Genomic DNA, 16,589 nt, shown 5'->3' with positions numbered 1-16,589 from the left:
GTGTCTTCGGAAGGCTGACTAACGCAGGCGCAGTTCGGCCGCCCGGGCGTGCGCCTGCAGGCCCTCGCCGTGGGCCAGTTCGCTGGCGATGCCGCCCAGCGACTGCGCACCCTGGGCGCTCACCTCGATGAGGCTGCTGCGCTTCTGGAAGTCGTAGACGCCCAGCGGCGACGAGAAGCGCGCGGTGCCGGCCGTCGGCAGCACGTGGTTCGGGCCGGCGCAATAGTCGCCCAGCGATTCGCTCGTGTAGGCGCCCATGAAGATCGCGCCGGCGTGGCGCAGCAGCGGCTCCCAGCGCTGCGGCTGCTCGGCGCTGATCTCCAGGTGCTCGGGCGCGATGGCGTTGCTGATCTCGCAGGCCTCTTCCATCGAGCGCGTCAGGATCAGCGCGCCACGGCCTTCCAGCGACGCGCGGATCACGGCCTCGCGCGGCAGCGTGGGCAGCAGGCGTTCCATGCTGGCGCGCACGGCTGCGAGGAACGCTGCATCAGGGCTGAGCAGGATGCTCTGCGCCAGCTCGTCATGCTCGGCCTGGCTGAAGAGGTCCATGGCGACCCAGTCCGGCGGCGTCGTGCCGTCGGCGATGACGAGGATCTCGCTCGGCCCGGCGATCATGTCGATGCCGACCTGGCCGAACACATGCTTCTTGGCCGAGGCCACGTAGGCATTGCCGGGGCCGGTGATCTTGTCGACGCGCGGGATGGTGGCCGTGCCGTAGGCCAGCGCCGCCACGGCTTGCGCGCCGCCTACTGCGAACACGCGGTGCACGCCGGCCACGGCGGCGGCGGCCAGCACCAGCGGGTTGCGCGCGCCGTCCGGCGTGGGCACGACCATGATGATGTCCTGCACGCCGGCCACATGCGCGGGGATCGCATTCATCAGCACGCTGCTCGGATAGGCCGCCTTGCCGCCGGGCACGTAGATGCCCACGCGGTCCAGCGGGGTGACCTTCTGGCCCAGCAGGTTGCCGTCGTCGTCGCGGTAACTCCAGCTCAGGCCGCAGACTTCGAGCTGGCGCGCGTGATAGGCCCGCACGCGCTTGGCGGCAGCCTCCAGCGCGCTGCGTTGGCCAGGCGTGATCGACGCCAGTGCGGCCTGCAACTCGGCCTGCGTGATCTCCAGCGCGGCGACGCTGCCGACGGTCATGCGGTCGAAGCGGGCGGTGTACTCAAGCACGGCGGCATCGCCGCGCTGCCGCACATCGGCCAGGATCCCGGCAACGCGGGCCTCGATGGCGGCATCCGTCTCGGCCGACCAATGGCGCAGCCGTTCGAACTCGGCGTCGAAGTCGGCAGCGGCGGTCGAGAGTTGGCGAAGCTTCATGGTTGGATGGCCGAGGCGAAGGCGTCGATGAGCGGGCGCAGCAGGTCGCGCTTGAGCTTGAGTGCCGCCTGGTTGACGACCAGGCGCGACGAGATGTCCATGATCTGCTCCACCTCCACCAGCTTGTTCGCACGCAGCGTGCCGCCGGTGGAGACGAGGTCGACGATGGCCTCGGCCAGCCCGGTCAGCGGCGCCAATTCCATCGAGCCGTAGAGCTTGATGAGGTCCACGTGCACGCCCTTGTCGGCGAAGTGCTGGCGGGCGATCTCGGTGTACTTGGTGGCCACGCGGATGCGCGAGCCCTGCTTGACGGCGGCGGCGTAGTCGAAGTCGGCACGCGTCGCGACGCTGACGCGGCAGCGGGCGATCTTCAAGTCCAGCGGCTGGTACAGGCCGTGCGAGCCGCCTTGCGCGAGGGCCTGCTCGTGCAGCACGTCGCGGCCGGCCACGCCGAGGTCGGCGCCGCCGTATTGCACATAGGTCGGCACGTCGCTGGCGCGGACCATCACGATGCGCACGCCGTCGTGGTTGGTCGGCAGGATGAGCTTGCGCGAGGTCTCGGGGTCTTCCAGCACCTCGATGCCGGCGGCGCGCAGCAGCGGCAGCGTCTCTTCGAAAATGCGGCCCTTGGAGAGCGCGAGGGTCAGGCCGGTCATTGCGTCCACTCCTCGGGGGCCAGCGTCTTCATCGACAGCGCATGGATCTGCTCGCGCATGCGCTCGCCCAGGGCGGCGTAGACACGCTGGTGGCGCTTGATGCGGGTCAGGCCGGTGAACTCGGCCGACACGATGGTCGCGAAGAAGTGGCGGCCGTCGCCCTCGACTTCCAGATGCGTGCAGGGCAGACCTGCAGCAATGAAATCGCGCACTTCTTGCGGTGTCGGGTCGGCCATCATGGGTCCTCGGGAAAAACCCGGATTTTAGGGAGGACTCAGGACCGGATCTTGTAGCCGCTCTTCAGCAGCGATAAAGCGAGGCTCGCCGTCACCGCGAAGCTGACGCCGACGACGCCCAGGCTCAGCCATGGGGACACGTCGCTGACGCCGAAGAAGCCGCGGCGGAAGCCGTCGATCATGTAGAAGAACGGGTTCAGGTGGCTGATGCCTTGCCAGAAGCCCGGCAGCGAGTGCACCGAATAGAAAACGCCCGACAGGAACGTCATCGGCATGATGATGAAGTTCTGGAAGGCGGCGAGCTGGTCGAACTTTTCGGCCCACAGGCCGGCGATCAGGCCCAGCGTGCCCATCAGGCCGGCGCCCAGCACCGTGAAGGCCAGCACCCACAAGAGGTTGTCCAGGCCGGGCGGCGCAAACCAGATGGTGACCAGCAGCACGCCCGCGCCCACGGCGAGGCCACGCACGACGGCCGCGCCCACGTAGGCGACGAACCAGGCCGCCGGCGACAGCGGCGTCAGCAGCAGGAACACTAGGTTGCCGGTGATCTTGCTCTGGATGAGGCTGGACGAGCTGTTGGCGAAGGCGTTCTGCAGCACGCTCATCATCACCAGGCCGGGGATCAGGAACTGCGTGTAGCCCACCGTGTCGTAGACCTTCACGTGGTCTTCCAGCGTATGGCCGAACACGAGCAGGTACATGACGGCCGTCAGCACCGGCGCGCACACGGTCTGGAAGGCAACCTTCCAGAAGCGCAGCACTTCCTTCTTGAAAAGCGTCGAGGCCCCGTTCATGCATGTTCCCCTTGCATGATTTCCAGGAACACGTCTTCGAGGTCGGCCCGGCCGATCTCCAGGTCCTCGACGGGGCAGCCGACCTTTCTCAATTCCGCCAACGTGGCCTCCACTTCAGCGGCGTCGTGCGCCGTCACCTGCACGATGCGGCCCGTCACGCGGGCACGCGCGGCGATGTCCGGTGGCAGCTGCGCGTCGGTCTTGAAGCGCAGCATCGTCGACGCCGTGCCGGCGAGCAGCTGCGAAGTGCGGTCCAGCGCCACGATGCGGCCGTTCTTCAGCATGCCGATGCGCTGGCACAGCGCCTCGGCCTCTTCGAGGTAGTGCGTCGTCAGCAGCACCGTGTGGCCTTCCCTGTTCAGGCGCGCGATGAACTGCCACAGCGTCTGGCGCAGTTCCACGTCGACGCCGGCGGTGGGCTCGTCCAGCACGATGACCGGCGGCCGGTGCACCAGCGCCTGCGCCACCAGCACGCGGCGCTTCATGCCGCCGGACAGCTGCCGCATGTTCGCGTTGGCCTTGTCGGCCAGGCCCAGGTTGGCGAGCAGCTCGTCGATCCAGTCGTCGTTGCCGTGCACGCCGAAGTAGCCGCTCTGGATGCGCAGCGACTCGCGCACGCTGAAGAAGGGGTCGAACACCAGCTCCTGCGGCACCACGCCCAGTGCCTTGCGGGCGGCGGCATAGTCGTCCACCACGTCATGGCCCATCACGCGCACGCGGCCCTCGGTGGCCTTGGTCAGCCCGGCGAGCACGCTGATCAGCGTCGTCTTGCCCGCGCCGTTGGGGCCCAGCAGGCCGAAGAACTCGCCGGCCTGGATGTCGAAGCTGACCCCGTCCAGCGCCTTGAGCTGCCCTCCCCGGTATGTTTTCTTGACGTTCTCGAACGAAATGGCAGGGGGCGATGGGGTCGGGCTCGGCATGGCGCGGAATTCTAGGAGTGGCGCCGTTTGGCCGCTCTTCACTGCCAGAATGCCCCGCAGCTCACTCCCGCCCCATGCCGCCGCCCAAGAAACCCCGCCGCACCGCCGAGCGCATCCTGGAGGTCACGCTCGACCTCTTCAACGCCTTCGGCGAGCCCAATGTGTCGACCACGCTCATCTCGGCGGAACTGAAGATCAGCCCGGGCAACCTGTACTACCACTACCCGGCCAAGGACGAGCTGGTCAACGCCCTCTTCGGCCGCTACGAGGCCGAGCTGCAGGAGCTGCTGGCCGCCGCCGACAACGTGCGCAATGTGGAGGACGCCTGGCTGTTCTTCCACATGCTGTTCGAGCTGATCTGGAAGCACCGCTTCCTGTACCGCGACCTCAACGACCTGCTGTTCAAGAACCGCCGGCTCGAAACCCACTTCCAGACGCTGCTGGCGGCCAAGGAGCAGGCGATGCGGCACGTGCTGTCCGGCCTGCACCTGGGCGGCGCGTTGAAGATGGAGCTGCGCGAAGCCGCGCCCACGGCCAACGCGATGGTCGTCGTCGTGAGCTACTGGCTGAGCTACGAATACGTGCGCGACCCGCGCCATGCGCTGGAGCCCGACCGCGCCGGCGCGGCGCTGATGCGCGGCGCCTTCCACGCTTTAAGCCTGCTGCTACCCTACCTTGAGCCTGCGTCCAAGGACCACCTCTACAAACTCGCCGGCCAGTACCAGACCCATCAATCACAACCCTGACGGAGACAAAGCCATGGCCAAGTGGACCGCCTTCCCCTACGACAACAGCGCGTTCGTGTACACGCCGGCCACGCTGAAGAAGCACTGGGCGCGGCTGCATGCCGGCGACGCGGAGCCCTTCCCCAAGGACGCCGACGTCGTGCAGGCCTGGATCCACTTCCACGCCGGCGACTTCCAGGCGGCCTACGACGCGGGCCTGGCCGCGGGCGGCGCCGGCATCACCGTCGCCAACAAGGCCCAGGGCATCTACGCCAACTACCTCGAGAAGAAGGAGAAGGTGAAGCTGGAGATGTTCCTGGAGATCGCCGAGCGCGCCGAGGCCCAGCAGGCCGAAGAACCCAAGAACCCGAACGCGCACTACTGGCAGGCCTACGCACTGGGCCGTTATGGCCAGGGCATCAGCATCACCAAGGCGCTGGCCCAGGGCCTGGGCTCCAAGGTCAAGAACGCGCTGGAGACCACCATCACGCTGGCGCCCAAGCACGCCGACGCCCACATCGCGCTGGGTGCCTTCCACGCCGAGGTCATCGACAAGGTCGGCAAGCTGCTCGGCAAGACCCAGGGCGCCGACACGGCCACGGGCTTGAAGATGTTCGAGCAGGCCTTGAAGCTCAACCCCACCAGCGCCATTGCGATGATCGAGCGCGCCAACGGCCTGGTCATGCTGGAGGGCGACAAGCGCATGAAGGAAGCCGAGAAGCTGTACGCCGACGCGGCCGCCTGCGAGGCGATGGATGCGATGGAGCAGCTGGACGTCGAGATGGCCAAGGAAGAACTCGAGGAATAAGTCACACCTGCTGCCGCGGGTCGTGACGGAGTTCACGACCCGGCCACCCGTGCTTCCGGGGGTGCGGGCCAAGGTGCCGCGACGTAAGCTTCGCCCCCATCAGCCACCCCTTCAACGAGACCGCGCCATGAAGTTCCTGATCCCTGCCCTCGCCGCCGTGACCGCTTTCGTGGGCTCCGCCGCCCAGGCAGCCAACAACGCCACGCCCGAGCAGGCCGAGCTGCGCGCCGAGTGCGCCCAGAGCTACAGCGAGACCAGCAGCGTGGCAATGCCGGCCGCCGCCAACGAATACCAGTTCGTCTACTCGAACGGCAAGTACAAGGGCGAGGCCAAGCCCGGCAAGCTGCTGCCCTGCACCACGCAGCAGTACGCCGCCTACCTGGACAACAAGGCTGATCCCGCCAAGGTGATGGCCGCCTACCCGACCGCCGCCGGCCGCCCCACCACCAAGGGCAAGAAGAAGGCCGAGAAGGCCGAACCGTTCAGCCTCTGACGCGGCCCAGCTGTCAGCAAACGCAAGGCGCTCTCCGGAGCGCCTTTGTTTTTGGCGCTGGGCGACCTAATCTTGGAGTTCAGTGCACTCCAAAGAGGTCATGCCATGCGGAAACTCCTGATCGCCTCGCTCGTCCTGGCCAGCACCGGCGCTCTTGCCGACGACGCCGACATGACCAAGGCCCGGTCCGAACTGCGCGCCGGCTGCGCGCAGAGCTACGCCAGCTTCATCGCGAACCAGCCGGCCGGCAACGCGCCCGAGTACCGCGGCGAGAAGCACCCTGGCGACATGCGGCACTACAGCGACGCCAAGCCCTGCACCGAAGAGCAGCTGGCCGCCTACCTCGACAAGGCCGAGCCTTCGCTCGTCATGCGCGCCTACCCGAGCGCTGCTGGCCGGCCCAAGGCCAAGAAACCTACAACCGCCGCCTCGGCTTCGGGCAAATAGCGCAGCACCGAGCGCCAGGCTCCCAAGCCGGCCCGCCGGGGTTCACCGCTCCCAGGGCATCATCAGCGCCAGCATCAGCAGCTTCTCGAACTCCGGCGCGAAGTTGGCGATGATGGCCTCGGGGTCGGGGCACAGCACGGCATCGGTGATGAGGCCGAACTGCACCCGCCCGGCATAGGTCAGGATGCTGACGCCCATGCCGATGTCGCCCGACTGCGGCACCCAGAACATCACCTTCTCCACCGTCGAGCCGCAGAACTTCAGCGCCTCGGCGGGGCCCGGCACGTTGGTCATCACGGCCGTCGCCTTCCGGGCGAAGATGTTCAGCATCGCGTGCTGCACCGGCTTGATCAGCAGCCCCGCCACCGACAGCAGGCCGAAGGCCATCACCGGCTGGAAGCTGCCCTTCAGCTCGTTCATGCGCGCCCGCACCGCGAACAGTCGCTCGACGGGGTTGGCGATGCCGATGGGCAGCACCAGCGGCACCAGGCCGAAGCGGTTGCCCAACTGCCAGGCCTGTTCCAGCGGCCGAAGGTTGACGGGCACCATCGCGCGGATCTCCTTGCCCGCCGGGTCCTCGCCCTTGTCCGCCAGATAGCGGCCGATGGCGCCGGCCGCGCAGGCCAGCAGCACGTCGTTGATGGACGCGCCCAGCGCCTTGCCGACGGCCTTCACCTCGTCCAGCGCCAGGCTGTCGTCCCAGGCCACGGTCTTCCTCGCGCCGGGCTTGCCCTTCAGGCGCGTCGGCGAGTCGTCGGGCATCAGCGCGAAAGCCGCCACGTCGGACACCGCCTGGTAGCCCATGCGGGCCATCTCCATGGACGAGTCCATCGGCGTGGCGCCACTCATCGCAATGTCGACGCCCTTGGCCACACCCTTGCCCGTCATGCCGATGGCCTTGACGGTCATGTTGGTCATGGGCCGCAGGAAGGCGTCCAGCAGCCAGTCGGCCTCATGGGGTTCTTCCGCCTCGGCGCGGGGCGCGCGCTTCGGCGGTGCCTTGCCACCGTCGGTGATGGACAGCATGACGGCGATCAGCGCGATGCCGTCGGCGATGCAGTGGTGGATGCGGGCGATCAGCGCGCTCGTGCCGTCGCCCATGTCCTCGATGAGCTGCATCTGCCACAGCGGGTGGGCCGGGTCCAGCGGCTGGGCGCACAGCTCGGCGACGCGCTTGCGAAGCACCTCGTCGTTGCTCTCGCCGCGCATCGGCAGCGGCACCTCGGCGATGACGTGGCGGGCGATGTCGAAGTCGCGGTCGGCCACCCACTGCGCGCCGAGCAGCGCGTCCTCGACCACCTTCTGGCGAAAGCGCGGGTACTGCAGCAGCCGCTCGGCCACGCGCTCGCGCAGCTGGGCGAGCGTGATGCCGGGACGGATGGACCACACCCCGACGATCATCATCAGGTTGGCCTCGGTGTCCATGCGCAGCCAGGCGGTATCCACCTTGGACATGCGTTCGCTCATCTGGCCCAAATCGGTCTCCTCGCTGATTGTTCTTGCAGGCCTAAACTCGCTGGCCGCCAGTCGATTGTCATGAGAATCGACGCACTTGATCAGCCTGGAGAACCCCGTGAGCCTGAAAGACCAGTTCGAAGCCGCCGTCGCCGATTCCAAGAATCTGCCGGAGCGACCCGACAACATGACGCTGCTGAAGATCTACGCCCTCTACAAGCAGGGCAGCGCCGGCGACGTCGAGGGCAAGCGCCCGGGCTTCACCGACATGGTCGGCCGCGCCAAGTGGGACGCGTGGAACGAGCTCAAGGGCACGTCGCAGGACGAGGCGATGCAGCAGTACGTGGACCTCATCGAGTCCCTGAAGTAAGCCGACGCCGTCGGCTCATCCACGACCGGCCGGGCCTGCGCGCTCAGGCCGGTTTCTTTTTGGCCGGCGCCTTCTTCTTGGCGCCCGCAGCCAGCAGCGAGTCGAGCTCCTTCTCGATCTCGCCCTCTATCGTCTTCTTGAAGGCGCCGAGCAGGAAGCCCAGCTGCGCGACCAGCTCGAAGTGGTCGGGCGCGACCGTCAGCTCGCCCTTCACACCCGAGCGCGTGAACTCGACGGTGTCGCTGGTTTCGCCTTCCAGCACCGTGCATTCCATGTCGAACTTCGCTTCGACCTGCTCGGCCCATTGCCAGGCAATCTCGCGCGCCTTCGTCAGGCCCAGGTCGTGGTCTCGGTGAATGCGGATTTCGGCCATGGCGGCCCTCCTTGGTCTCTTTGCGGCGCACTCTACGCGAGAAGCCTCGTGTCACATCTGGCCGGCCTTCCGACCCACCGTTTGCACGCATACTTCCGCGCCAAAAGCCGGGCTCAAGCCCGCTGCAGCAGGGAGAAACCATGCGACTTGTCGACCCCTACCGGCACTGCCTCGAGCCGCTCGACGAAGGCTTGGCGCATTTCAACGCGGCCGAGCCCGACCATGAGCAGGCGGTGTACTGGTTCCGCGTCGCTGCCGACGCGGGCCATGCCGAAGGCCTGGCGATGCTGGCCTTGTGCCAGCTTGAAGGCCTGGGCCTGCCGCGCGACGCGGTGCAGGCCCGTGCGCGCCTGGAGCAGGCCGCGGCCGAAGGCAGCCTGACGGCCCAGTTCCACCTCGGCCGCATGCTCGTGGCCGGCTGGGGCGGCGCGCCCGATGCCGCCCGCGGCCTCGCCCTCTACGTGGCCGCCGCGGCCCGGGGTCATGCCGACGCCACCTTCAACCTCGCCAGTTGCCTGGACGCCGGTTGGGGCTGCCAGCCCGACCGCCTCGGCGCCAAAGCGCTGTTCCTGCGCGCCCGGGCGCTGGGCAGCCCGCTGATGGCACCGGGCCTGCGCATCCGCAAGCGCGAACTGGACGCCCTGCGCGAGCTGGTGCGGCGCTTCGAGCAGGCCGGCGATCTGGCCCGTCTCATCGAGGAGCGCCAGCGCGAGATCGTGCTGGTGCAGGAGCTGGCCCAGCACCCGGCCCGCAAGGCGCGGCGCGACGGCCGCCGGCGCCGCCACCTGTTGCGAGCGGCCAGCGTGACCGCGCTCATCGCCGGCATCGCCGCAGCATTGGCGGGCCTGTTCGGCTGGCGCACCGGTCAGTCGCTGGCGCATGATGCCGGCCCCACGTCCATCGCCTGATCATGTCCGCGCTGCCCCTGAACGCCCACCTGACACACGTCGGCCCACTCGTCTACGGCTGCATGGCCCTGGGCGGCGACTGGAGCGGCGGCCCGGTCACCGAAGCCGACGTCGCCCACGCGCACGCGGCCGTCGAAGCGGCGCTGGGCATCGGCATCAAGCTCTTCGACCACGCCGACATCTACCGCCGAGGCAAGGCCGAGGCCGTGTTCGGCGAGCTGCTCAAGCGCGACGCCGGCCTGCGCGCCAAGGTGCGGCTGCAGAGCAAGTGCGGCATCCGCTTCGGCGACGACACGACGCCGGGCCGTTACGACCTCAGCGCCGAGTACATCGAGGCCAGCGTCGACGGCATCCTCAGGCGCCTGGCCGTCGAGCACATCGACATCCTGTTGCTGCACCGCCCCGACCCGCTGATGCAGCCCGCCGAGGTCGCGCGCGCCTTCGGGCGGCTCAAGGCAGCGGGCAAGGTCGGGCATCTGGGCGTGTCCAACATGCATGCGGGGCAGATGCGCTGGCTGCAGTCGGCGTTGAGCGAGCCGCTGGTGGCCAACCAGCTGGAGATCAGCCTGGCCAAGCTGGACGCGATCGACGCGGGCACCACCTTCAACGACCCACAGGCGGCGACGCGGCCCGGCGGCGACGCGTGGGCGGGCACGCTGGAGTACGCGCAGCAACACGGCGTGCAGCTGCAGGCCTGGGGATCGCTGGCGCAAGGGCGGTTCAGCGATCCGACAGCCTCGGCGGCGGCAAAGGTCGTGCATGAGGTGGCCGAGACGCACCGCACGACGGCCAATGCCGTGCTGCTGGCCTGGCTGCTGCGGCATCCGGCGGGGATTCAGCCGGTCATCGGCAGCGGCAATGCGGAGCGCATCCGGGCGTGCGGCGACGCGGTGAAGATTCAGCTGAGCCGGGAGGAGTGGTATCGGCTGTATGTGGCGGCGCGGGGGCAGGCGTTGCCTTGATTCAAGCGTGCCGCCGCATCGGGATGACGACACGAACCCTTCGATGAGCACTTACACGATCATTTGGGAATACCAAGGCGGCACTTACATGAAGCAGGTACGTGCTCGAACCGCTCTGGTGGCCCTTCTTGCATGGTCACGCCGGTTGAGTGCAGGGGAAATTCCTGGCATCGGAGAGAAGCGCTTGGCCCGCCTGGTTCAGGCAATGGAAGAGGATCCCGCCGGCCTTTTTAGTCCAGTTGCACTCACGGGTCTAAAAAGTGCGTGGTGTGCAAGCACGCCATATGGCGGCTTGGTGAACATCGTCAAAACCGACGTGTCGAGATAGCCTGCAGCGTTTCACCGCTCAACGGCACGCACCAACGGCTGCCTCGGATGCAGCCTCGCCATCGACAACACATCCACATAAACGCCATTGCGCAACGCATACGCCTTGAGCCGCCCCTCGTGCTCGAAGCCATGGCGCTCGTACAGCCGGATCGCCCGCGCGTTGTCGTGATAGACCGTCAGCTCGATGCGCAGGATCTGCGCCCAGTTGTCGGCGTAGTCGAGCAGTGCCGCCATCAGCGCCTGGCCAACGCCCTGGCCCTGTGCAGCCTTGGCGACCGTGATGCCCAGGCCCATCGCATGGCGGCGGCGCACCGAGGGGCCGGCCGGATGCAGGCCGGCCAGGCCCACGGGCTTGTCGCCCAGCACGGCCGCCAGCACCAGTTCGTTGGAGCCCGGGGCCGGCGGGTTCATGCCGGCGATGCGCTGGGCCCACAGCTCCTCGCTGGCAAAGGGCAGTTGCGTCGTGCCGCCGAACACGTCGGGGTCGGAAAACTGTTCGGCGATGGCCGCGGCGTCAGCGGGTTTGACGCGGCGCAGGGTCAGCTTCATGCGGGGTGCCTCCTTCAAGGCTCCGCAATGTAGCCCGGCGCTCCTCGCGCGACAGCGGCACCAGTCGCTCGACAGCCGCATGGAAGCGCCTCCAGTCCCGCCCCTCACGCTCGAACAGCCGCTCGAAGGCCGGCACGAGGTCGCTGTAGGCCGACAGGATGGCGAAGTTGGCGTTGTTGGCGCGCTGGAACCAGGCCTCGTAGCCCGGCGCCTCGCGCGGCGCGCGCTCGCGCAGTTCGGCCATGACGGCGGCCTTGCCCTGCGCTCGCAACTCGGCCGGGCCGTCGTAGACCTTCTGCAGCCGCTCGCGCCCTTCACGCGCCAGCGCCAGGAAGCGCGCACGCCGCGCGCGGCCGGCCTCGAAGGCGGCCAATGCCTCGGGCTTGTCGGCCAGCCATTGGCGTGCACCGAGCAGCTCGACCGCGCTGGCATAGGCCTCGTTGAAGCCGGTGTCGTCGCTGGCGTAGACGCGCTGGTGCGCCAGCTCGTGGAAGATCATGGCGGCCAGCTCGCCTTCGGCATAGCGGATGAAGGTGTTGAGCAGCGGGTCTCCGCCCAGCAGCCGGCTCCAGCCCAGCGTCGAGTAGGCGGGGATGGGCTGCACCTGGACCTCCCAGCCTTCGGCCTTCAGCGCGTCGGCGCGCTTCCTCGCCTCGTCGAGGTCGAACCAGCCCTGGTAGCCGGCGCAACCCATGATGGGGTAGCACCAGGTCTTGAGCGTGAAGCCGAACTCGGGCGCGGCGATGACGTTCCAGACGGCGGCCGCGCGCTTCAGGTCGGCATAGCGGCGGTAGCTGTTGTTCTCCGGCAGGGCCAGCTGGCTGCTGGCGAAATCGCGCATGCGTTGCGACAGGCGCAGGCGCTCGGCGAGGTCGGCCGGCGTGGCCGGGTCGGCCAGCCAGTCGTCCACCGGCTTGGCGGCGCGCACGATGCCCAGATGGCCGTTGGCCGCCTGGCTCCAGTGGCCCAGGGCGCTGCAGCCGCCCAGGGCCAGCGCCAGCGGAACGAGCAACAGCCGACGGATCAAGCGGCCTCGACCTGCACCAGGCAGTCGTAGAACGCCGGCGCCTCGCCCATGTCGGTCAGGCGCTGGTGCGTGACCTCGTTGACGTTGCTGCCCTGCACGCCCAGCTTGCGCCACCAGACGCCCAGCCCGTTGACGACGCCCGGCCGCGCACGCGCGCTGACCTTGAGCCTGGCAACGTAGCGGCCGCGGTCGTTGAAGGCCGCGACCAGCGCGCCGTCGACCAGGCCGCGCGCGGCGGCGTCGCCGGCATGCATCTCGATGAGCGGCTCGCCCTCGATGTCGCGCAGGCTCTTCACGTTGACGAAGCTGCTGTTCAGGAAGTTGCGCGCCGGCGGCGAGATCATGGCCAGCGGGTAGCGGGCGGCCAGCTCCGGCGAACTCCGGGCGCTCTCGTAGTTGGGCACGAAGTCGGCGCCCGCGGCCTGCGCGCGGCCATTGGGGGTGCGGAAGCCCCCTTCTGCAAACGGCGCCTCGGCGATGGGCAGCGGCTGCCAGCCTTGCTCGCGCAGCAGGGCCACGTCGATGTCGGCCGTGAAGGCCTGCGCCGCCAACTGCTCGTCGGTGTCGGCAAAGCACGGGTCGGTCAGGCCCATCGCCGCGGCCAGCTCGCGGAAGATCTGCGTGTTGGGCTTGGCCTCGCCCAGCGGCGCAATGGCCGGCTGGTTCATCACCACGTCGGTGTGGCCGTAGCTGGTGTGCACGTCCAGGTGCTCCAACTGCGTGGTGGCGGGCAGCACGTAGTCGGCGAGGTCGGCCGTGTCGGTCATGAAGTGCTCGAGCACGACGGTGAACAAGTCCTCGCGCTGGAAGCCCTTCACCACCTTGGGCGACTCGGGCGCCACCGCGACCGGGTTGCTGTTGTAGACGATCAGCGCCTCGATCGGCGGGTCGGCCTGCAGCAGCGCGTCGCCGATGGTGCTCATGTTGACCATGCGCGGTGTGCGGCCGGCCAGCAGGTCCGGGCGTTCGAGGTTGGCGTTCTTGAACGGCGCATTCCAGCCCGAGGCCGACAGCAGCATGCCGCCGCTGGGGTGGCGCCAGGCGCCGGTCAGGCAGGGCAGCAGCGCGATCAGCCGCACGGCATTGCCGCCGCCGCGCACGCGCTGCAGGCCGTAGTTCATGCGGATGGCCGCGGGCGTGATGGTGGCGTAGTCGCGCGCCAGGCCGCGCACCTCTTCGGCGGTGATGCCGCAGACCTCGGCGACACGCTCGGGCGGCCAGTCCAGCGCCTTGCCGCGCAGCTCGGCCCAGCCGTCGACGTGCCGGTCGATGTAGTCCTGGTCCAGCCAGGCGCTGGCAATCAGCTCATGCATCAGGCCCAGCGCCAGCGCGCCGTCGGTGCCGGGCAGCACGGCGATGTGCTGGTGGCATTTGTCGGCGGTCTCGGTCTTGCGCGGGTCGATGCAGACGAGCTTGGCGCCCTCGCGCTTGGCCTGGTTGGCGTACGTCCAGAAATGCAGGTTGGACGCGATGCTGTTGCTGCCCCAGATGATGATGAGCTTGGCGCCGGCGAAGTGGCGCGTGTGCATGCCCAGCTTGTGGCCGTAGGTGGCGGCCAGGCCCGCCCCGCCGGCCGAGGCGCAGATGGTGCGGTCCAGCCGCGCGGCGCCCAGCGCGTTCCACAGCCGCCCGGCCATGGCCTCGCCCTGGATCAGGCCCATGGTGCCTGCGTAGCTGTACGGCTGGATGCACTGCGGGTCCTTCACCGCCTTCAGGCGGGCCGCGATGTCGGCAAGGGCCTCGGCCCAGCTGACCTGCACGAAGGCCGGCGCCTCGGTCTTCTTGCTGACACGCTTGAGCGGATGCAACACACGCTCAGGGTGATAGGTGCGCTCGGGATAACGCGACACCTTGGTGCACAGCGCGCCATGGGTGTTGGGATGGTCGGCGCGGCCCTGGACCTTGACGACACGCTCGTTCTCGACGGTGACCTGCATGGCGCAGGTGTCCGGGCAGTCGTGGGGGCAGGCGCCGTAGACGGTACGGGTGGTCATGGGAGTCGCGATTGGGGCAGAGCCGCGATTCTCGCGCGGGATGCCCGACCGGCTCGCTGAGGGTCACCGTACAAGGCTGGCCAGCCATCGCTGGCGTCAATGACTGGGCAAGTCTCCGGGAAACAGCCAGTTGCCGTTAAAGCTGAGCTGCGATCGAACTGCAACGCGGGGTTCTGCAGCCTCCCCTAAGCGTAGGGGAGGCGCTGGGCGGCACGCACTCGTACCTTTCGTGGGCCGTTACGGATCCGGACCAATCGGAACGAACGCTGCGGCACCGACGCGAAGGAGCCTGACCATGGCCGAGCCCGAAGCCGCACTGCCGCCGATCGAGATCCCGTGGAAGCTGGCGTCGACGACGCAGCCGCTGGTCACTGGCGAGCCCGCGCAGACCGCGATGTCGCTGTTCTTCTTCGAGCCCGACGATGCGAACCTGACCGGCGCCTTCCCCGACGAGCGGCTGGTGTTCGTCAAGATCACCGCGTCGGTGTCGCCGGCGTCGTTCCCGGCCGAGCTTTCGAAGGTGGCGGCAAGCTTTCTTGGCGAAGGCATTCCGTGCATGCACCTGCTGCTCGACCTGAAGGTGCGGCCGAACGTCGACGGCACGCCGCCCGCCGACACGATCCGCCCGTACTTCCATGCGGCCGCACCGCTGAACCGGCGCATGCTGCAGACCGGCGTGATCGGCGCCGACGCCTACGAAGGCGAATCGGACGGCGTCGCGATCGGCAAGAGCGGCTCACAGATGGCCGAATCGCTGCGCAGCCATTCCAGCACGACCACCGCCAGCGCCTCGGCGGGCCTGAGCCTCGGGCCGTTCTCGCTGGGCGGCTCGGTGCGCAACACCACCACCGACGTGGGGAGCGACCGCGCGGTCTCGCAGGTCGTCGACACGACCTCGCGCCAGGCCTCGGACGAACGCCGAGAGCTGCTGAGCCACACGACGCGGGTGGAGAACATCATTTCGCTCTTGTCGACGAAGTACGTCGGGACGCCGCATCTGAGCTTCTCACTCTCGCCGCAGCCGCTGCAGCAGCTCTCGATCGACCCCTCGGACCCGAACCTGTGGTTCCAGCAGCTGCTGGCCCGGCGTTCCAGCGGCATCGAGGGCATCCAGGAATTCACGGCGGTGATCGTCGTGCCGAAGGGAACGGACTTCTGCATCAACGCCCGGCTGCGCCGAGTCTGCCTGCTCGACAGCCTGCCCGGGCCGCTGAACTACGACGAGCGTTTCAACGGCACCCTGCTGCAGTTCGCGCGCATGGTGAACTACCTGAACCGCACTTTCCCGGCCGGCACGCCGCTGGAAGAACTCGACATCGACATCATTGGCGGCCTGACCAGCGGGACCTTCAAGCGCCCAGTGGTCCAGCTCTGGGGCCTGCGGCTGGGCGAAAGCCTGGTGGTCGCGTCGGTGGTGTCGCCGGGCGCGTCGGCCGGGGCGTCGCAGCGCGGCAGCGCCAACTACAAGCACATGCTGGAGGTCTGGCTCGACACCTTGCGAGACGAGTACGAGCGCGAATTGGCGCGCTCACCGCTCGAACGCGGCGTGCTGTTCGGCGAGAACCGCTTCCTCGGCACCTGCTTCGCCAGCGGGCCCGAAGCGGATGGCGCGTTCGTCGTCAGCGGCAGCAACGCCAGCGTCAGCCCGCTGTTCCGCGTGCCGCTGAACCAGGGGCTGTTCGACATCGGCGGCGTGCGCAGCGCGTCAGCGTCACTGACCACCTCGACGCGAACCCGCGCGCTGGAAACCATCACGCGCTGGAACACGATCGAGAAGCAGGTGAGCAGCCTGCTCGGCAACCCCGGCAGCGGCTTGAAGGAAACGCCACTCGTCGCGAACGACCCGAAGGTGGTGGGCATCTTCGTCGACGCGATCCGCAAGCTGCCGGCCGACGACGCACGCAACGTCGGCCTCAGCGAGGCCGCGAAGCTGCTGCAGCTCGATGGCGCACAAGTGAAGATGCTGCAGGCGGCAGGCGCCAGCAAGCTGGCGGACATCGCAACCGTGCTGCAGAACGCGCCCGAGGTGGAACGTCAGAACACCGAGGTGGCGCGGCTGCGTGCGCTGTTCAAGAGCCAGAAGATCGAGGGCACGCCGCCGGAGTTGATCAAACTGGGCGTCACCGGCCAGGACAGCGCAGCGATGCTGGCCACCATCGGCAAGGGCCTGACGGGCAGCAGCAGCGGCGCGGTCGGCGGCAAGCGCTGAGGCGGATGGC

At 68.4% G+C, this 16,589-nt stretch carries 19 protein-coding genes; 9 read left to right on the top strand and 10 right to left on the bottom strand.

The annotated features are described in order from the left end of the window. Positions 1-18 precede the first annotated feature (18 nt). From hisD to ASD35_RS10100, 5 genes are read right to left on the bottom strand one after another with little or no spacing between them, the layout of a single operon-like run. Positions 19-1,323, bottom strand: a complete 1,305-nt coding sequence (gene hisD / locus ASD35_RS10120) for a histidinol dehydrogenase (protein ID WP_056874808.1) — start codon at positions 1,321-1,323, stop codon at positions 19-21. Continuing rightward, positions 1,320-1,979 (bottom strand): ATP phosphoribosyltransferase, encoded by a 660-nt coding sequence (gene hisG, locus ASD35_RS10115; protein WP_056874807.1) that lies wholly within the window; start codon positions 1,977-1,979, stop codon positions 1,320-1,322. Before hisG ends, hisD begins: the two co-directional genes overlap by 4 nt. Then, entirely contained in the window at positions 1,976-2,215 is a 240-nt protein-coding gene (locus tag ASD35_RS10110; protein ID WP_056874983.1) for a BolA family protein, read from the bottom strand. The genes hisG and ASD35_RS10110 overlap by 4 nt, the downstream gene beginning before the upstream one ends. Before the next feature lie 38 nt (positions 2,216-2,253). Next, the gene (locus ASD35_RS10105; RefSeq protein WP_056874806.1) at positions 2,254-3,009 is read right to left on the bottom strand and encodes an ABC transporter permease; all 756 of its coding nucleotides are present in this window, start codon (positions 3,007-3,009) and stop codon (positions 2,254-2,256) included. Further along, positions 3,006-3,929: an ABC transporter ATP-binding protein gene (locus tag ASD35_RS10100; RefSeq protein ID WP_056874805.1), complete on the bottom strand. Its 924-nt coding sequence runs from the start codon at positions 3,927-3,929 to the stop codon at positions 3,006-3,008. Before ASD35_RS10100 ends, ASD35_RS10105 begins: the two co-directional genes overlap by 4 nt. Positions 3,930-4,003: 74 nt before the next feature. On the opposite strand from ASD35_RS10100, the gene ASD35_RS10095 reads away from it, so the two are divergent. The 4 genes from ASD35_RS10095 (at position 4,004) to ASD35_RS10080 (ending at position 6,402) form a co-directional block, all read left to right on the top strand. Continuing rightward, a complete protein-coding gene (locus ASD35_RS10095) occupies positions 4,004-4,675 on the top strand; it encodes a TetR/AcrR family transcriptional regulator (protein WP_056874804.1) in 672 nt (223 codons plus the stop codon). Positions 4,676-4,688: 13 nt separating this feature from the next. After that, positions 4,689-5,462: a hypothetical protein gene (locus tag ASD35_RS10090; protein WP_056874803.1), complete on the top strand. Its 774-nt coding sequence runs from the start codon at positions 4,689-4,691 to the stop codon at positions 5,460-5,462. A 127-nt stretch (positions 5,463-5,589) separates the two neighbouring features. Beyond that, positions 5,590-5,955, top strand: a complete 366-nt coding sequence (locus ASD35_RS10085; protein ID WP_056874802.1) for a hypothetical protein — start codon at positions 5,590-5,592, stop codon at positions 5,953-5,955. A 105-nt stretch (positions 5,956-6,060) separates the two neighbouring features. After that, positions 6,061-6,402 (top strand): hypothetical protein, encoded by a 342-nt coding sequence (locus ASD35_RS10080; RefSeq protein ID WP_056874801.1) that lies wholly within the window; start codon positions 6,061-6,063, stop codon positions 6,400-6,402. A gap of 42 nt (positions 6,403-6,444) precedes the next feature. On the opposite strand, the gene ASD35_RS10075 is transcribed toward ASD35_RS10080, so the two are convergent. Continuing rightward, positions 6,445-7,869 carry a wax ester/triacylglycerol synthase family O-acyltransferase gene (locus tag ASD35_RS10075; RefSeq protein WP_082580067.1) on the bottom strand — a complete coding sequence of 475 codons (1,425 nt, stop codon included), beginning with the start codon at positions 7,867-7,869 and terminating at the stop codon, positions 6,445-6,447. A 106-nt stretch (positions 7,870-7,975) separates the two neighbouring features. Between ASD35_RS10075 and ASD35_RS10070 the strand changes: the two genes are divergently transcribed. Next, the gene (locus tag ASD35_RS10070; RefSeq protein WP_056874981.1) at positions 7,976-8,227 is read left to right on the top strand and encodes an acyl-CoA-binding protein; all 252 of its coding nucleotides are present in this window, start codon (positions 7,976-7,978) and stop codon (positions 8,225-8,227) included. 43 nt (positions 8,228-8,270) lie between these two features. Here the strand turns inward: ASD35_RS10070 and ASD35_RS10065 are convergent, their stop codons facing one another. Next, positions 8,271-8,600, bottom strand: a complete 330-nt coding sequence (locus ASD35_RS10065) for a polyhydroxyalkanoic acid system family protein (RefSeq protein WP_056874800.1) — start codon at positions 8,598-8,600, stop codon at positions 8,271-8,273. 140 nt (positions 8,601-8,740) lie between these two features. On the opposite strand from ASD35_RS10065, the gene ASD35_RS10060 reads away from it, so the two are divergent. From ASD35_RS10060 to ASD35_RS27110, 3 genes are read left to right on the top strand one after another with little or no spacing between them, the layout of a single operon-like run. Next, positions 8,741-9,508: a tetratricopeptide repeat protein gene (locus ASD35_RS10060; RefSeq protein ID WP_056874799.1), complete on the top strand. Its 768-nt coding sequence runs from the start codon at positions 8,741-8,743 to the stop codon at positions 9,506-9,508. A gap of 2 nt (positions 9,509-9,510) precedes the next feature. Then, on the top strand, positions 9,511-10,470 hold the full coding sequence (locus tag ASD35_RS10055) for an aldo/keto reductase family oxidoreductase (protein WP_056874798.1): 960 nt from the start codon (positions 9,511-9,513) through the stop codon (positions 10,468-10,470). A 43-nt stretch (positions 10,471-10,513) separates the two neighbouring features. Beyond that, complete coding sequence (locus tag ASD35_RS27110; protein WP_157275482.1) at positions 10,514-10,798, top strand: hypothetical protein; 285 nt, start codon at positions 10,514-10,516, stop codon at positions 10,796-10,798. Between the two features lie 11 nt (positions 10,799-10,809). Here the strand turns inward: ASD35_RS27110 and ASD35_RS10050 are convergent, their stop codons facing one another. The 3 genes from ASD35_RS10050 to ASD35_RS10040 are packed head-to-tail and all read right to left on the bottom strand — an operon-like array spanning position 10,810 to position 14,370. Further along, entirely contained in the window at positions 10,810-11,349 is a 540-nt protein-coding gene (locus tag ASD35_RS10050; protein ID WP_056874797.1) for a GNAT family N-acetyltransferase, read from the bottom strand. Continuing rightward, positions 11,315-12,361, bottom strand: a complete 1,047-nt coding sequence (locus ASD35_RS10045; RefSeq protein ID WP_235538306.1) for an aminopeptidase — start codon at positions 12,359-12,361, stop codon at positions 11,315-11,317. The genes ASD35_RS10050 and ASD35_RS10045 overlap by 35 nt, the downstream gene beginning before the upstream one ends. An 11-nt stretch (positions 12,362-12,372) precedes the next feature. Further along, positions 12,373-14,370, bottom strand: a complete 1,998-nt coding sequence (locus tag ASD35_RS10040; RefSeq protein ID WP_056874796.1) for a molybdopterin-dependent oxidoreductase — start codon at positions 14,368-14,370, stop codon at positions 12,373-12,375. A gap of 295 nt (positions 14,371-14,665) precedes the next feature. Between ASD35_RS10040 and ASD35_RS10035 the strand changes: the two genes are divergently transcribed. Then, positions 14,666-16,579: a hypothetical protein gene (locus tag ASD35_RS10035; RefSeq protein WP_056874795.1), complete on the top strand. Its 1,914-nt coding sequence runs from the start codon at positions 14,666-14,668 to the stop codon at positions 16,577-16,579. Positions 16,580-16,589 lie beyond the last annotated feature (10 nt).

The organism is Pelomonas sp. Root1444 (assembly GCF_001426885.1).
Classification (GTDB): domain Bacteria; phylum Pseudomonadota; class Gammaproteobacteria; order Burkholderiales; family Burkholderiaceae_C; genus Pelomonas.
The sequence above is the reverse complement of the archived record's forward strand: the minus strand, read 5'-3'. Positions and strand labels throughout refer to the sequence as shown.

Excerpts from the sequence above, each read along its gene's own strand:
- hisD (WP_056874808.1), bottom strand. The coding sequence starts at position 1,323 with ATGAAGCTTCGCCAACTCTCGACCGCCGCTGCCGACTTCGACGCCGAG.
- ASD35_RS10075 (WP_082580067.1), bottom strand. The coding sequence starts at position 7,869 with ATGAGCGAACGCATGTCCAAGGTGGATACCGCCTGGCTGCGCATGGAC.
- ASD35_RS10055 (WP_056874798.1), top strand. The coding sequence starts at position 9,511 with ATGTCCGCGCTGCCCCTGAACGCCCACCTGACACACGTCGGCCCACTC.
- hisG (WP_056874807.1), bottom strand. The coding sequence starts at position 1,979 with ATGACCGGCCTGACCCTCGCGCTCTCCAAGGGCCGCATTTTCGAAGAG.
- ASD35_RS10080 (WP_056874801.1), top strand. The coding sequence starts at position 6,061 with ATGCGGAAACTCCTGATCGCCTCGCTCGTCCTGGCCAGCACCGGCGCT.
- ASD35_RS10095 (WP_056874804.1), top strand. The coding sequence starts at position 4,004 with ATGCCGCCGCCCAAGAAACCCCGCCGCACCGCCGAGCGCATCCTGGAG.
- ASD35_RS10100 (WP_056874805.1), bottom strand. The coding sequence starts at position 3,929 with ATGCCGAGCCCGACCCCATCGCCCCCTGCCATTTCGTTCGAGAACGTC.
- ASD35_RS10065 (WP_056874800.1), bottom strand. The coding sequence starts at position 8,600 with ATGGCCGAAATCCGCATTCACCGAGACCACGACCTGGGCCTGACGAAG.
- ASD35_RS10060 (WP_056874799.1), top strand. The coding sequence starts at position 8,741 with ATGCGACTTGTCGACCCCTACCGGCACTGCCTCGAGCCGCTCGACGAA.
- ASD35_RS10085 (WP_056874802.1), top strand. The coding sequence starts at position 5,590 with ATGAAGTTCCTGATCCCTGCCCTCGCCGCCGTGACCGCTTTCGTGGGC.
- ASD35_RS10035 (WP_056874795.1), top strand. The coding sequence starts at position 14,666 with ATGGCCGAGCCCGAAGCCGCACTGCCGCCGATCGAGATCCCGTGGAAG.
- ASD35_RS27110 (WP_157275482.1), top strand. The coding sequence starts at position 10,514 with ATGAGCACTTACACGATCATTTGGGAATACCAAGGCGGCACTTACATG.
- ASD35_RS10090 (WP_056874803.1), top strand. The coding sequence starts at position 4,689 with ATGGCCAAGTGGACCGCCTTCCCCTACGACAACAGCGCGTTCGTGTAC.
- ASD35_RS10040 (WP_056874796.1), bottom strand. The coding sequence starts at position 14,370 with ATGACCACCCGTACCGTCTACGGCGCCTGCCCCCACGACTGCCCGGAC.
- ASD35_RS10050 (WP_056874797.1), bottom strand. The coding sequence starts at position 11,349 with ATGAAGCTGACCCTGCGCCGCGTCAAACCCGCTGACGCCGCGGCCATC.
- ASD35_RS10110 (WP_056874983.1), bottom strand. The coding sequence starts at position 2,215 with ATGGCCGACCCGACACCGCAAGAAGTGCGCGATTTCATTGCTGCAGGT.
- ASD35_RS10105 (WP_056874806.1), bottom strand. The coding sequence starts at position 3,009 with ATGAACGGGGCCTCGACGCTTTTCAAGAAGGAAGTGCTGCGCTTCTGG.